We start from the raw sequence: 13,790 nt of genomic DNA, 5'->3' as shown, positions 1-13,790 counted from the left end.
GGCAGGGGCGTTCATTCCTGATGTCGCATCGTTCGTTCATCTGGATCTGCCTGTTGCCGCTGGTGGCGGTGACGGCGGCGTTCTTTCTGCTGCCGATGGCGCGGCTGGTGCTGCTCGGCGCGCAGGGGCCGCACGGGCTCGCCGGCTATCTGGCAATTTTGTTCGAGCCGCGCTATCGCGCCACGCTGATCAACACCATGGTGCTGGCCTCGGTGACCACGGCGGCGACGCTGGCGATCGCCACCGTTTCCGGCATTTTCCTGCAGCGGCACCGCTTTCCCGGCCGCGCCGTGCTGGTCGCGATGCTGACCTTTCCGCTGGCGTTTCCCGGCGTGGTGATCGGCTTCCTGATCATCCTGCTGGCCGGGCGTCAGGGTTTGATCGGCGGGATCTCCAGCCATTTGATCGGCGAAAAACTGGTGTTCGCCTATTCGATCCAGGGGCTGTTTCTCGGCTATCTGTATTTCTCGATTCCGCGCGTCATTCTCACCATCATGGCGGCGGCGCAGAAGCTCGATCCGGGGCTCGAGGAAGCCGCGCGCTCGCTCGGCGCCGGCCCCTGGGCGGTGCAGCGCGACGTCGTGCTGCCAGCGCTGGGGCCAGCTTTCGTGGCCTCCGGCGCGATCGCCTTTGCCACCGCGATGGGCGCGTTCGGCACCGCCTTCACGCTCGCCACCAATATCGACGTGCTGCCGATGCTGATCTATACCGAGTTCACGCTGGCGGCGAATTTCTCCACCGCCGCAGCGCTGTCGGTCGGCCTCGGCCTGATCTCCTGGGCGATGCTGGCGCTGGCGCGCTCGCTCAGCGGCGGCACCGTCGCGGCGACCGGTTAAGCCATGCGCGACCGACTGATCTTCACCGCGCAATTGCTGTTCACACTGCTGGTCGCCGCCTTTCTGGTGGTGCCGGTGGTGCTGTCGATCTCGGCCGGCGTCACCGTCAATTACTTTCGCGGCATTTCCTCCGGCGTGACGCTGCAATGGGTATTTCAGGTGTTCGACCTCTACGCCGACACGATCCTGCTGTCGTTCCTGATCGCGTTCGCGACGCTGGCGGTGACCTTGCTGGTCGGCGTTCCCGCCGCCTATGCGCTACATGTCCGCGGCGGCTTACTGTCGCGGATCGTCGAGGAGATCATTACCCTTCCGCTCGCGATTCCCGGCCTCGCCATCGCGCTGGCGCTGCTGATCAGCTATGGCGGCTTCGGCGGCTTCCGCCGCTCCTGGCTGTTCATTCTGGTCGGGCACGTGGTGTTCACGATGCCGTTCATGGTGCGCTCGGTGATGGCGGTGTTTTCGACCATCGACATCAAGACCCTCGACGAGGGCGCGGCCTCGCTCGGCGCGCCGCCATGGCGACGGTTTCTCGATATCATCGTGCCGAACGCGATGCCGGGGATTCTGGCCGGCGCGCTGATGGTGGTGACGCTGTCGCTCGGCGAATTCAACCTGACCTGGATGCTGCATACGCCGCTGACCAAGACGCTGCCGGTCGGTCTCGCCGACAGCTATGCCTCGATGCGGCTGGAAGTGGCGTCGGCCTATACGCTGATCTTTTTCATCATGATCGTGCCCTTGCTGGTGGCGATGCAGTTTTTCGCGGACCGGGGGCAGAAGGCATGAACGCGATTGTGGGGCACGGCGCGTCGGTGCATATCGAGGCCTGCGCCAAGACCTTCGCCGATGGCACGCTGGCGCTGGCGCCCGCCACGCTCGACATCGCGCGCGGCGAAACCCTGGTGCTGCTCGGGCCAAGCGGTTGCGGCAAGACCACGATGCTGAGGATCATCGCCGGGCTGGAACAGCCCGACGCCGGCGGCCGGGTGTTGTTCGACGGCGTCGACATCACCGCGGTGCCAATCGAGCAGCGCAATGTTGGCATGGTGTTTCAGTCCTACGCGCTGTTCCCCAATATGAGCGTTGCCGAGAATATCGGCTACGGGCTGAAAATTCGCGGCGTCGCCAGGGCCGAACGCGCGGCGCGGGTCGCCGAACTGGTCGCGCTCACCAACATCACCGGCCTCGAGGATCGCCGGATCGATCAACTGTCGGGTGGCCAGCGCCAACGCGTGGCACTGGCCCGCGCGGTGGCGATCCGTCCCGGCATCCTGCTGCTCGACGAGCCATTGACCGCGCTCGACGCCGCCTTGCGCGACCGATTGCGCGGCGAGCTCAACCGGCTGCTGCGCTCGCTGGGGATCACGACGATCTACGTCACCCACGATCAGGCCGAGGCGATGGAGCTGGGCGACCGCATCGTGGTGATGCGCAAGGGCGCGATCGTCCAGATCGGCACGCCGCGCGAAATCTACTTCAAGCCGCAGAGCCGCTTTGTCGCGGAATTCGTCGGCGCCGCTAACATCGTCGAGGCGCCGGTCGCCGATGGCCGGCTGATGCTGCCCGGCGGCGTGCTGCCGCTCGCGGAAGGCGACACGCATCCGGCGGCAGTCGCCATGATCCGGCCGGAGACGATCGCGATCGTCGCGGCCGAGGGCGCGGCGTTGACCGGAACCATCGACAGCATCAGCTTCATCGGCGATCGCCAGCGCGTCATTGTCGGCGGCGCGTCCGACAAGCCGTTGACGATCGACGCGCCGAACACCGTCGCGGTCACGATCGGCGATCGGGTCGGCCTTTCGGTCGCGCCGGATGCGATCAGGCTGTTACCCGAGCACGACTGAAGCGCAGCAGGAACCGACAATGACGCCGAAACCGATTCTGATCGCGCAGATCTCCGACCTGCACATCAAGCCGCCGGGACAGCGCGCCTACGGCCGGGTCGATACCGCCGCGGCGCTGACGCGCTGCGTTGCGGCATTGAACGATTTCGCGCCCCGCCCCGACCTGGTGGTGATCTCCGGCGATCTCGCCGACACCCCGACCGCCGAGGAATACGACCACCTCAAGCTGTTGCTGGCGCCGTTGCAGATCCCTTGGCTCGGGATTCCCGGCAACCACGATTCCCGCGTGCTGATGCGCGCTGCGTTTCCGCAGGCGCCGTTTCCCGAAACCGGCGCGCTCAATCAAATCCATCCGGTCGGCGATCTCGACATCGTGCTGCTGGATTCCAGCGTGCACGGCCAGCCGCACGGCGAACTCGACGCGGCGACGCTGCAATGGCTCGACGCCACGCTGGCGGCATCGCATCGCCCGGCGCTGCTGTTCCTGCATCATCCACCGTTCCGCACCGGGATCTGGCACATGGATCGGCAGAACCTGCTCAACGCCGGCGCGCTCGGGGAGATCGTCGCCCGGCACCGGCGGGTTCGGCTGGTCGCCGCCGGCCACGTGCATCGCGCGACGTTGACGATGTTCGCAGGTGCAGCAGCGACGATCTGCCCGGCGCCCAATCATGCGGTCGCGCTGGATTTGGCCGAACTGATCGAGCCGTCGTTCCGGGTCGAGCCGCCGGGGTTTCATCTGCACGCCTGGTTTCCCGGTGCGGGCTTTGGCGAGTTGGTGACTCACGACGTCCCGATCGGACGATTCGACGGGGCGCACCCGTTCTTCGGGCCGGACGGCAAGCTGCTCTGAGCCCTTTCCGCAGATTGGTCCTATTGAAATGTACGGTTTCCGACGCTATTTGCTTGTGGCCGGAACGATTGTGCGCTCAAACGCTTAGTCTGCATTGAGCGAGGTTCAGTGATGTCCGGTATGGTGACCAAGCGGCCGGTCGTGCTGGTGGTCGAAGACGAGATCTTTCTGCGGATGAACGCCGTCGACATGATCGAAGACGCCGGCTCCGAGGTGGTGGAAGCCGCGACCGCGGACGAGGCGATCGGAATTCTCGAAACCAGAACCGACGTCAAAGTGGTTTTCACCGACGTCCAGATGCCCGGCTCGATGGACGGTCTGAGGCTCGCGCAGGCGGTCCGGGGCCGCTGGCCGCCGATCAAGATCATCGCGACCTCCGGGCAGGTGAACCTCACCGACCTCGATCTGCCCGATGGCGGCCGGTTCTTGCGCAAGCCCTACAGTTCGTCGCAAATTGCCGACACGCTGCATGAGCTGACGGCCTGAGGCGGCTGGATCCGGCGTCGCCTCGGAGGACTACTGGCAAAATCATTGTTACTGGCCTCACTTGCAAAAGACTTGTTTGCGAATATTAAACGGCGGTGTGCTAATCGCGATCATTGTGCATGATCGGGTGAGCCCACGTCGCAGTCAGGGGCCTGGAGCCGCGGTGGACGATTGATGAAGCGACCTCTGATCATCATCCTGGGCCTTGGCGTGCTGGCGACCGGCGCGTATTTCTCGTTCAGCAAATGGGCGATCAGGCACGAAACGCTGGCGTTGTACGACAGTTCGCGCAACCGCCCGATCGCGGTCGATATTGCGGTGCGGTGGGATGTCGAGATGAAGGCCGACGCCGGGATGACCGAGCTTCCGGTCGCGATCGTCAGCCATGGCAACACCGTCAAGAACACCGAATACTCGTTCCTTGCGAACGTGCTGGCGGCGCGCGGCTACCTGGTCGCCAGCATCCAGCACGATCTGCCGACCGATGCGCCGCTGATGACCAAGGAGGGCTCGCTCTATGTCGGCCGGCTGCAAGTCTATGAGCGCGGCGAGAAAAACATCCTGTTTGCGATCGGCGAATTGAAGAAGCTCAAGCCGGATGCGGACTTTGAACATCTGACCCTGGTCGGCCACTCCAATGGCGGCGACATCTCGATGTTCTTTGCCCAGCAGCATCCCGAGCTGGTGCGGCGGGTGGTGACGCTGGACAATCTGCGGGTCCCTTTCGTGACGTCGGGAGCCGCCAAGATCCTGTCGTTCCGGTCGAAGGACCCCCAATTCAAGACCGATCCCGGGGTGTTGCCAGATCCCAAGGTGGCCAAGGAGGCCGGGATCGACATCGTCAACACCAACGCGCAGCACACCGAGATGAGCGATCGCGGCCCGGAAAGCGTCAAGGAGCGAATTCAGGCCACGCTGGACAATTTCCTCACCGAGGCAAGCGCCAGCAGCCTCGGCCCGGTCGATACCAAGAAGCCGGCCATCGGCGATCCGCGGGCGATGGGGCCATAGCGTTGGTCTATGCCGCGGGCGCCCGGTCGATCGCGAAGTGGTCGAACCAGGATCGGCGCTGCCCCGCAATCAGCAGGCTAATTATCTGGCTTGCCATATAGCTGAAGGTGATGCCATTGCCGCCATAGCCATAGGCGGCGAACACGTTGCGATGGCCGGGTACGGTTCCGATCAGCGGCAGGCCATCGACGGTGGTACTGAACGCGCCGGACCAGACGAATTCGGCGAGCGCGTCGGCTCGCGGCCATAGCAGCTTGAGTTTGTCGAGCAGGATTTCGGCCTTGCGCGGCATCAACGCATCGCGGGCCTTCGGTTCGACGATCTGGTCGTCATCCTCGCCACCGATCACGATCCGATTGTCGATCGTTGTCCGGGCATAGAGATAGTTTTTCGAGGCTTCCCAGATCAGCGCATCGTCGCGCCACAGCCTGTCGGGCAACTGCGGCGGCGTCGCGATCACCCAGCTCGAGGCGATCTTGTGCAGATCGGATTTGACGATGTCGGGCATCACATAGCCGGTCGCCAACACGACGTGGTTGGCCTCAATGGTGTAGCCATGGTCGGTGGCCACGTTGACCGTCCTGCCGCCGCAGTCGTAGCCGACCGCTTCGGCGTCGAACAGCGCCGCGCCGCGCCCGGCAGCAGCCGTCAGCAGCGCGTGCGATAGCCGCAGCGGATCGACTTCCGCTGAGCCGGGCGAGACGATCGCTGCCTCGCGGTCGAATTCGAATTCGGCGCGCAGCGCGCGATGATCGACAAACGCGCCCGGCAGGCCGGCGCGCTTGCGCAATTCATGCTCGGCCAGCAGTTCGCGGGCGCCATTGTCGCCGCCGGCCAGATACACCTTGCTGCGCCGGCGCAGCGAACTGACATGCGGCATCGCGCTCACCAGCGTGTAGAGGCCGGCAACCGCGTCCAGGCTGAGCCGGTAAATCTCTGCGGCGCGCTCGAAACCATAGATCGCCGCCAGCTCGACCAGCGGCAGGTCGATTTCCCATTCCAGCATCGCGGTCGACGCAGCGGTGCTGCCGAAGCCGGGCCGTTCCCGATCGATGACGCAGACCTGGCGTCCAAGCCGGGTGAGGCGTTCGGCCATCATCGATCCGGTGATGCCGGCGCCCACGATCAGCACGTCGACGGCGATGTTCTGCGTCAGCGGTTGCCGGATCGGCCGGTTGAACCCGGCCGCCCACGGCGAAACGCCGCCGCGCAGGTCGCTTTGCCGGATCGCGCCCGCGTCGTCGAACAGCAGGCCGGCGGTGTCTTGCGACAGAAGGCTCATCAGAAAGGACCTCGCAAAGTCGCAGAAGTCCCCGCCCGAGACCCGGGCGCGATCAACGCTGCATCAAGGCTGCCAATAGCCGAATGATGGGGAGACGAATTCCAATTGGCCAAGGCAGGCACCTTCCGGATCTGATGTGAACGTCGTGCTGGACACGCAACCGCCATTTCAATGAACGGTTCCGTCCGCCGTGGCAGACTGGGCGAGCCACCCTTTGGTCGGGCTTCGGCCGAGTTGCCGAACATTTGTTCGAAAACAACCGGCGATCGAAGCCAATCGAGACGGTCGGGGTGAGCTTTGTCGGTTACCGGACAAATAAAGTTTGGCGGCCCGCACAACCCGTAAGCAACGGGCATTGCACTCCAATCGCCTTTGCAAATTTCGCAAACCTGGTTTGGAGCGGAACTAAGCCGGCAACCGGACAGACAAATCAGATGCTGCGTTCTTATATACATGTTCCGCGGAACGCCCTTTCGGAGCGCCCACTCATCACCCCCTGCGGTATGCGGCCCGATCCGACCGGGCAGGAAACCGTAGTGCAAATTTCAAATTCTGGACGACCTTTGGACAACAAATTACTGGCTGCATTGCCGCGCCCTCAATACGACCTGCTCGCCCCGCACATGACCACAACGTCGCTGGAGCAGGGCCTGGTCCTGCTTGAGCCGGGCGACGAATTCGACCACGTGTTCTTTCCTCACAATGGCATGCTGTCGCTGCTGGCCGTGCTCAAGGACGGCAAGGCGATCGAGACCGCCACGGTTGGGCGCGAAGGCGTGGTCGGCGCGATGGCCGGGCTCGGGCTTTACAAATCGCTCGTCCGCGTAGTCGTGCAGATGTCGATGTCGTTGACGAAAATACCGGCGTCGCAGTTCAGAAAGTTTGCCACCAGCAGCGATCCGATCCGCAATCTCTGCATTCAATACAATGAGGTGCTGCTGTCGCAGGCCCGCGTCACCGCGGCCTGTAACGCCCTGCACGTGATCGAGGCACGGTTCTGCCGCTGGCTGCTGCAATCGGCCGACCGCGCCGGCAGCGACACCGTCAACCTGACCCAGGAATTCCTGGCCGAGATGCTCGGGGTGAGGCGGACCTCGGTCACCGAGGTGGCGACCAAGATGCAGAACGCCGGCGTCATCACCTATTCCCGCGGCGTCATCAAGATCCTGAACCGGCCGGCGCTGGAGAAGGCGTCTTGCGAATGCTACCAGACCCTGCTGGATCAGTCCGAAGCGCTGCTGTGAGGCCATCCCGGGCATCTGCGGCACGACTTGTGCCGACCCGGTCCGTGCCAGCGCGTCCCCAACCCACGCCATTGGTCTGATCGGCCGAAACCGCGGCTTGACGATTGCCGCCCAACGGGCGAGGGATCGGGCTGTGATTTCACGCATGGAGTGAGAATGGCTGCGGAAGTGAGCCCGTTTGCGGGCAAGACCATCGAGCCGTCGAGTCTGGTCAACGTGTCGCGTCTGGTCACGGCCTATTTCGAGGGCAAGCCGGATCCGGCGGTGCCGGCGCAGCGGGTGGCGTTCGGCACCTCCGGGCATCGCGGTTCGGCCTTCAACAACGCCTTCAACGAGGCGCATATCCTGGCGGTGAGCCAGGCACTGTGCGAGCACCGCCGCCGCTCTGGCGTCACCGGGCCGCTGTTCGTCGGTATCGACACCCATGCTCTGGCGGAGCCGGCGCTGGCCAGCGCGCTGGAAGTGTTCGCCGCCAACGAAGTCGAGGTGATGATCGACGAACACGACGGCTATACGCCGACGCCGGTGGTCTCGCATGCGATCCTAACCTACAATAGGGGCCGGACCAGCGGCCTCGCCGATGGCGTGGTGATCACGCCGTCGCACAATCCGCCGGAAGATGGCGGCTTCAAATACAATCCGCCGAACGGCGGGCCGGCCGACACGGACATCACTTCCGGGATCGAACGCGCCGCCAATGCCCTGCTCGAAGACGCATTGCAGGGCGTCAAGCGAATCTCGCTGGAGCGCGCCCGCAAATCGGCCAACGTGCATCGCCACGATTACATCGGGCCTTACGTCGCCGATCTGACCAATGTGGTCGACATGGAGGCGATCCGGGCCTCCGGGGTCAAGATCGGGATCGATCCGCTCGGCGGCGCCGCGGTGCATTATTGGCGGCCGATCATCGAGCGCTACGGCATCGACGCCACATTGGTCAGCGACGTGGTCGACCCAACCTTCCGCTTCATGACCGCGGACTGGGACGGCAAGGTCCGGATGGATTGCTCCTCGCCCTATGCGATGGCGCGGCTGATCGCGATGCGCGACGATTTCGACGTCGCCTTCGCCAACGATACCGACGCCGACCGCCACGGCATCGTCACCCGCTGGAACGGGCTGATGAATCCGAACCATTATCTGGCGGTGGCGATCTCGTATCTGTTCGAGAACCGGCCGCAATGGAGCCCGGACGCCGCGATCGGCAAGACCATCGTCTCAAGCGCGATGATCGATCGCGTCGCGACAAGGATCGGCCGCAAGCTGGTCGAGACCCCGGTCGGCTTCAAATGGTTCGTCGACGGTCTCGGCGACGGCTCGTTCGGCTTCGCCGGTGAGGAGAGCGCCGGCGCCTCGTTCCTGCGCCGCGACGGCACCGTCTGGACCACCGACAAGGACGGCCTGATTCTCGGCCTGCTCGCGGCCGAGATCACCGCGAAAACCGAGATGGACCCCGGCCAGCTCTACGACCATCTCACCGCCGACCTCGGCGTGCCGTTCTACGAGCGGATCGACGCCGCGGCGTCGGTCGCGCAGAAGAATCTGCTGAAGTCGCTGTCGGCGGATCGGCTCGGTCTGAAGCAATTGGCCGGCGAACCGATCCACGCCACGCTGACCGCGGCACCGGGCAACGGCCAGCCGTTCGGCGGCATCAAGGTTGTGACCGAAAACGGCTGGTTCGCGGCACGGCCCTCGGGCACCGAGGAGGTCTACAAGATCTACGCCGAGAGTTTTCTCAGCCAGGCTCATCTGCGGCAAATTCAGCAGGAAGCGCAGGACGCGCTGAGCGCCGTGTTCGCGGCGGGACAGTGAACCCGCGCGGCGGGGTCGCAAATTGAACGGCTGGGCCGAATTCGTCGCGGCGTTCGCCGTGTTCCTGCTCAGCCATGCCATCCCGGCGCGCCCCGGCGTGCGGGCTGCGCTGGTGAAGGCGCTCGGCGAGCGCGGCTTCCTGATCGCCTACAGCGCCGCCTCTCTGGTCGTTCTGGCCTGGCTGATCGTCGCGGCTGGCCGCGCGCCATTCATTTCATTGTGGCCGTTCCGGCATTGGCAGATGTTGGCGCCGAATTTGGCGATGCCGTTGGCCTGCATGCTGGCCGCGTTCGGCGTTGGTGCCGCCAATCCGCTGTCGTTCGGTGGCAATCCGAATGTCCGGTTCGACTCCGCCCATCCGGGGATCGTCGGTGTGGCGCGGCACCCGCTATTGTGGGCGATCGCGCTGTGGTCGGCGTCGCATCTGGTGCCGAACGGCGACCTGGCGCATGTGCTGCTGTTCGGCTGCTTCGCGCTGCTGGCGCTCGCCGGCATGGTGGTGATCGACCGCCGCAAGCGGCGGCAGCTCGGCGCGCAAGCCTGGAGCCATTTGGCGGCGCGCACCTCGTTGTGGCCGTTCGCGGCGTTGATCGGCCGACGCTGGCATCCGCGCGTTCTCCGGATCGACCCGATGCGGATCGCGATCGGGCTGATGGCCTGGCTGGTGCTGCTGCTGGTGCATCCGTCGGTGATCGGCGTTTCGCCGCTGCCCTGAAGCTGTGTTGATGGAACCGGCGCAATCGCGCCGGAACTTGCGCTGGCACAACCAGGCGCAGCAATGCTGCACTAGAAAGATCCGACGAGAATGCAGCGGGATCACAGATGCAGGCCACCACCGTCGCCCCATCCGCATCGACTGAAGCCAAGCGAATTCCGGTTCCGCGTTATCGGTCACATCGCGGCTGGACCGTTCTTTCGGCCGGCTTCCGGCCGTTCTTTCTGCTCGGCGCGATCTTCGCCGGCCTCGCCATACTGATCTGGCTGCCGTTCTTCTACGGCGAGCTGACGCTGGCGACGGCGCTGGCGCCGCGCGACTGGCATGTCCACGAAATGCTGTACGGCTACCTGCCGGCGGTGATCACCGGATTTTTGTTCACCGCGATTCCGAACTGGACCGGGCGTCTTCCGATCCAGGGGACGCCGTTGTTGACGCTGGTCGTGGTCTGGCTCGCCGGGCGGATTGCCGTGGCGTTTTCCGCCGACACCGGCTGGCTGGCGGCGATGCTGATCGATTGCAGTTTCCTGCTGCTCGTCGCGTTGGCGGCGACCCGCGAGATTCTGGCGGGCCGCAACTGGCGTAACCTCAACGTCGTGGTCCTGCTGTCGTTGCTGCTTACGGGCAACGTCGCCTTCCATCTCGAAGCGCATTTCAACGGCGCCGCCGACTATGGTATTCGCGCCGGCATCGCGGTGGTGATCCTGCTGATCGGGATGATCGGTGGCCGCATCATTCCGAGTTTCACCCGCAACTGGCTGGTCCGCGAAAATCCGGGCCGGCTGCCGTCGCCGTTCAATCGGTTCGACATGGCGATCGTCGCCGTCAGCGCGGTGACGCTGCTGCTGTGGGTGCTGCGGCCGCAGGGCGTGGCGACCGGCGCGATGCTGGCGCTCGCAGGTTGTCTGCATCTCGTTCGCCTCGCCCGCTGGGCCGGCGACCGGACCACGAAGGAGCGCCTCGTCCTGGTGCTGCATGTCGGCTACGCCTTCGTGCCGCTCGGATTCTTGCTGACCGCGGCCGCGGCATTCCAGCTCGTTCCTGCCAGCGCCGGCAGCCATGCCTGGATGGCGGGCGCCGCCGGCATCATGACGCTCGCCGTGATGTCGCGCGCCACTTTGGGCCATAGCGGCCAGCAATTGACCGCGTCGCGCGGAACGCAGGCGATCTACGCCGCCGCGCTGCTCGCGGTCGCTGCGCGGATTTGCGCGGTGCTGCAGCCGGCATGGAGCGACGCATTGCTGCATCTGGCGGCGTTCGCCTGGGCCGCCGCGTTTTTAGGCTTCGCGATCCTGTTCGGTCGTCTGCTGATCGGCCGCGGCAAATCGCGGCCCAAGCCTGAACCGGGCCGGTCGGCGACCTGATCAACTTCGGAGGACGAACCGATGCCTGAAGCCGCAAACTCCAAGGAGCGAGTTCTGGACGTCAGGGCGATCGAGCCGCGCCAGCGCCACGAGATCATCCCGAAGCTGTTCTACAATCTCGGCCCCGACGACGCTCTGCAATTGATCGTCGACCACGACCCGCGACCGCTGCACGGCTATCTCGAAGCTGTGCATGGCGACGGCTGCCAGTGGACCTATCTGGAGCAGGGTCCGGATGTCTGGCGTGTGCGGCTGCGGCGGTTGGCATCATAGGCCGCGCTGCCGCTTGACGATCGCAATGGCGCGGTGCGCCGCATCAGGCTAACCTGGCAAAAAAACAACAGGGAGCCCGCGCGTATGACTGCCGAATCGAATCTGAAGCCGCAAATCAATGAGGGCAGCCTGCCGCGCGGTGGTTTCGACAGATCGGCGCACAGGCTGGTCGAACCTCGCCCGTTCGCGGCATTGAAAATCGGCGAGCGGTTCTGTCTTCCGAGCCGGACCGTGACCGACGCCAATTTCGCGGCGTTCCAGGGCGTCTCCGGCGACAATCATCCGATTCATTACGACATCGAATATTGCCGCGCGCAGGGCCATCCGGGGCTGCTGGCGCATGGCCTGCAGGTGCTGTGCTTCACGGCAGCGGGGGCTGGCCTGTTTCCGCATGTGATCGGCGACGCGCTGCTCGGCTTCATCGAGCAATCGTCGAAGTTTCACAAGCCGGTCTATGCCGGCGACACACTTTATCCCGAACTGGTGATCGCGTCCCTGACGCCGCAGCGAACCACCGGCATCGTCACGGTGGCGTCGTCGGTGCACAACCAGCGCTCCGAACTGGTGCTGAGCGGCGAACAGAAATATTTGGTGCGGCTGGCGCTGTGATCGCATGACGTTCCTGCCGTCATTCCGGGGCGCGCGCAGCGTAAGCTGCGTGCGAACCCGGAATCTCGCTCAAGCGCGGTGCCTTGCCGCGAGATTCCGGGCTCGCTCGGCCTGCGGCCTCGCGCCCCGGAATGACAGCGAACCGACGAGGCGCCTTGCCTCAAGCATCGCTCGACGTCACGCCGGAAAATGTCTTGATCTCGTCGTCGGAATAGCCGGCCTGCTTGAGCAGCTCCGCGGTATGCTCGCCGAGCGTCGCTACCCGCGGTCCCGTCGTGGTATCGGCGCCCGACATCCGGAACGGCAGGTTCAGCACCTTGAAGCTGCCGCCATCGTCGCTGACCTCGGCCAACGCCTGGCGGTGCGCGGTTTGCGGGTCCGCCATCGCCTCGGCGACGCTGCGATAGGCCGAGCAGGGCACGCCGAATTTGTTCAACTCGGCGAGGCATTGCGGCGTGCTCAGCGTTCGCGACCAGGTCTCGATCCCGGTCATGAAATCTTCCCAATTATCGCGGCGGTCGGCATATTTCTCGAACCGCGGGTCGGTGATCCATTCCGGATGCCCGGCCGCCAGCACGAAATTGCGAAACGTTTTCTCGCTCGCCACCGCGACCATCACATAGCCATCCGCAGTCTCCATCGGCCCGAACAGCGGACGGCTCGGCGCCGTCACCGGAAATTGCGACCACTGCATTTCGTTCAGCGTCAGGCCGAGCATCGATTCCAGCATCGAGACGTCGATGTGCTGGCCTTCGCCGGTGCTGCGGCGCTGATATAGCGCCGATGCGACCGCACCGTACGCATAGGCGCCGGTGACCACGTCGGCGAGATAGATGCCGCAATAATCCGGCCGGTGGCGCCCGGGCTGATACGACAGATGCGCCACGTCGTAGCCGGAGGCGGCGTGGATCACCGGCGCGTAGGCCGGCAGTTCCGACGACGGCCCGGTCTGGCCGTAGCCGGAGATCGAACAGTAGATCAGCTTCGGATTTAGCTGGCGCAGCGTCGCATAGTCCAACTGCAAGCGCTGCATCACGCCGGGACGGAAATTCTCCACCACGACGTCGACGTCCGTAATCAGCCGGCACACCGCATCGCGGCCGTGCGGCGATTTGAGGTCGAGGACGAGGCTCTTCTTGCCGACATTGAGCTGGCCGAACACGGTGCTGAAGCCGTTGCGGACTGGCGGACGGGTGCGCATGGTCTCGCCCTCGGTGGCTTCGACCTTGATCACTTCGGCGCCCATGTCGGCCAGCATGCGCGCGCAATGCGGGCCGGCGATGGTGGTGGAGAAGTCGAGAACGCGCAGGCCCTCGAAAGCCTTGGTCGACGATTCCTTGGCGGACGGTCGCGGCGTTCGCTGCTCAGCGCTCATTCTGGATCTCCCCCCTGCGCTGCCAATCCGGGGACCAGGCAGCGCGCGTCGCGCGGCTTCAGCTTCCGGAGGGAGCATTTCTT

14 protein-coding genes are annotated in these 13,790 nt (G+C 64.9%); 12 read left to right on the top strand and 2 right to left on the bottom strand.

The annotated features are described in order from the left end of the window. Positions 1-20 precede the first annotated feature (20 nt). The 6 genes from HXX15_RS02260 to HXX15_RS02235 all read left to right on the top strand — a co-directional run bounded on the left by HXX15_RS02260 (position 21) and on the right by HXX15_RS02235 (position 5,033). A complete protein-coding gene (locus tag HXX15_RS02260; protein ID WP_296512197.1) occupies positions 21-836 on the top strand; it encodes an ABC transporter permease in 816 nt (271 codons plus the stop codon). A 3-nt stretch (positions 837-839) separates the two neighbouring features. Next, positions 840-1,625 carry an ABC transporter permease subunit gene (locus HXX15_RS02255; RefSeq protein WP_296512195.1) on the top strand — a complete coding sequence of 262 codons (786 nt, stop codon included), beginning with the start codon at positions 840-842 and terminating at the stop codon, positions 1,623-1,625. Next, positions 1,622-2,683 (top strand): ABC transporter ATP-binding protein, encoded by a 1,062-nt coding sequence (locus HXX15_RS02250; protein WP_296512193.1) that lies wholly within the window; start codon positions 1,622-1,624, stop codon positions 2,681-2,683. The genes HXX15_RS02255 and HXX15_RS02250 overlap by 4 nt, the downstream gene beginning before the upstream one ends. 19 nt (positions 2,684-2,702) lie before the next feature. Further along, positions 2,703-3,536: a phosphodiesterase gene (locus HXX15_RS02245; protein WP_296512192.1), complete on the top strand. Its 834-nt coding sequence runs from the start codon at positions 2,703-2,705 to the stop codon at positions 3,534-3,536. A gap of 111 nt (positions 3,537-3,647) precedes the next feature. Then, positions 3,648-4,022, top strand: a complete 375-nt coding sequence (locus HXX15_RS02240; RefSeq protein WP_296512190.1) for a response regulator — start codon at positions 3,648-3,650, stop codon at positions 4,020-4,022. A 174-nt stretch (positions 4,023-4,196) separates the two neighbouring features. Beyond that, on the top strand, positions 4,197-5,033 hold the full coding sequence (locus HXX15_RS02235) for an alpha/beta fold hydrolase (RefSeq protein WP_296512187.1): 837 nt from the start codon (positions 4,197-4,199) through the stop codon (positions 5,031-5,033). Between the two features lie 7 nt (positions 5,034-5,040). Here the strand turns inward: HXX15_RS02235 and HXX15_RS02230 are convergent, their stop codons facing one another. Next, the gene (locus HXX15_RS02230; protein WP_296512185.1) at positions 5,041-6,315 is read right to left on the bottom strand and encodes an FAD-binding oxidoreductase; all 1,275 of its coding nucleotides are present in this window, start codon (positions 6,313-6,315) and stop codon (positions 5,041-5,043) included. A gap of 623 nt (positions 6,316-6,938) precedes the next feature. On the opposite strand from HXX15_RS02230, the gene HXX15_RS02225 reads away from it, so the two are divergent. From HXX15_RS02225 to HXX15_RS02200, 6 genes are all read left to right on the top strand, one after another. Further along, positions 6,939-7,559 (top strand): Crp/Fnr family transcriptional regulator, encoded by a 621-nt coding sequence (locus tag HXX15_RS02225; protein WP_296512183.1) that lies wholly within the window; start codon positions 6,939-6,941, stop codon positions 7,557-7,559. 156 nt (positions 7,560-7,715) lie between these two features. Next, positions 7,716-9,371, top strand: coding sequence for a phosphoglucomutase (alpha-D-glucose-1,6-bisphosphate-dependent) (gene pgm, locus HXX15_RS02220; RefSeq protein ID WP_296512181.1), 1,656 nt, complete (start codon positions 7,716-7,718; stop codon positions 9,369-9,371). 22 nt (positions 9,372-9,393) lie between these two features. Next, the gene (locus HXX15_RS02215; protein WP_296512178.1) at positions 9,394-10,086 is read left to right on the top strand and encodes an NnrU family protein; all 693 of its coding nucleotides are present in this window, start codon (positions 9,394-9,396) and stop codon (positions 10,084-10,086) included. A 107-nt stretch (positions 10,087-10,193) separates the two neighbouring features. Continuing rightward, complete coding sequence (locus HXX15_RS02210; protein ID WP_296512176.1) at positions 10,194-11,450, top strand: NnrS family protein; 1,257 nt, start codon at positions 10,194-10,196, stop codon at positions 11,448-11,450. Positions 11,451-11,471: 21 nt separating this feature from the next. Then, positions 11,472-11,723 carry a DUF2249 domain-containing protein gene (locus HXX15_RS02205; RefSeq protein WP_296512175.1) on the top strand — a complete coding sequence of 84 codons (252 nt, stop codon included), beginning with the start codon at positions 11,472-11,474 and terminating at the stop codon, positions 11,721-11,723. An 84-nt stretch (positions 11,724-11,807) separates the two neighbouring features. Next, positions 11,808-12,332: a MaoC family dehydratase gene (locus HXX15_RS02200; protein ID WP_296512173.1), complete on the top strand. Its 525-nt coding sequence runs from the start codon at positions 11,808-11,810 to the stop codon at positions 12,330-12,332. Between the two features lie 160 nt (positions 12,333-12,492). On the opposite strand, the gene HXX15_RS02195 is transcribed toward HXX15_RS02200, so the two are convergent. Continuing rightward, positions 12,493-13,707, bottom strand: coding sequence for a CoA transferase (locus HXX15_RS02195; RefSeq protein WP_296512171.1), 1,215 nt, complete (start codon positions 13,705-13,707; stop codon positions 12,493-12,495). Positions 13,708-13,790: the final 83 nt, after the last annotated feature.

Source organism: Rhodopseudomonas sp., from assembly GCF_013377015.1.
In the GTDB taxonomy this organism is placed as follows: Bacteria; Pseudomonadota; Alphaproteobacteria; order Rhizobiales; family Xanthobacteraceae; genus JARJEH01.
The sequence above is the reverse complement of the archived record's forward strand: the minus strand, read 5'-3'. Positions and strand labels throughout refer to the sequence as shown.

Excerpts from the sequence above, each read along its gene's own strand:
- HXX15_RS02260 (WP_296512197.1), top strand. The coding sequence starts at position 21 with ATGTCGCATCGTTCGTTCATCTGGATCTGCCTGTTGCCGCTGGTGGCG.
- HXX15_RS02255 (WP_296512195.1), top strand. The coding sequence starts at position 840 with ATGCGCGACCGACTGATCTTCACCGCGCAATTGCTGTTCACACTGCTG.
- HXX15_RS02250 (WP_296512193.1), top strand. The coding sequence starts at position 1,622 with ATGAACGCGATTGTGGGGCACGGCGCGTCGGTGCATATCGAGGCCTGC.
- HXX15_RS02245 (WP_296512192.1), top strand. The coding sequence starts at position 2,703 with ATGACGCCGAAACCGATTCTGATCGCGCAGATCTCCGACCTGCACATC.
- HXX15_RS02240 (WP_296512190.1), top strand. The coding sequence starts at position 3,648 with ATGTCCGGTATGGTGACCAAGCGGCCGGTCGTGCTGGTGGTCGAAGAC.
- HXX15_RS02235 (WP_296512187.1), top strand. The coding sequence starts at position 4,197 with ATGAAGCGACCTCTGATCATCATCCTGGGCCTTGGCGTGCTGGCGACC.
- HXX15_RS02230 (WP_296512185.1), bottom strand. The coding sequence starts at position 6,315 with ATGAGCCTTCTGTCGCAAGACACCGCCGGCCTGCTGTTCGACGACGCG.
- HXX15_RS02225 (WP_296512183.1), top strand. The coding sequence starts at position 6,939 with ATGACCACAACGTCGCTGGAGCAGGGCCTGGTCCTGCTTGAGCCGGGC.
- pgm (WP_296512181.1), top strand. The coding sequence starts at position 7,716 with ATGGCTGCGGAAGTGAGCCCGTTTGCGGGCAAGACCATCGAGCCGTCG.
- HXX15_RS02210 (WP_296512176.1), top strand. The coding sequence starts at position 10,194 with ATGCAGGCCACCACCGTCGCCCCATCCGCATCGACTGAAGCCAAGCGA.
- HXX15_RS02205 (WP_296512175.1), top strand. The coding sequence starts at position 11,472 with ATGCCTGAAGCCGCAAACTCCAAGGAGCGAGTTCTGGACGTCAGGGCG.
- HXX15_RS02200 (WP_296512173.1), top strand. The coding sequence starts at position 11,808 with ATGACTGCCGAATCGAATCTGAAGCCGCAAATCAATGAGGGCAGCCTG.
- HXX15_RS02195 (WP_296512171.1), bottom strand. The coding sequence starts at position 13,707 with ATGAGCGCTGAGCAGCGAACGCCGCGACCGTCCGCCAAGGAATCGTCG.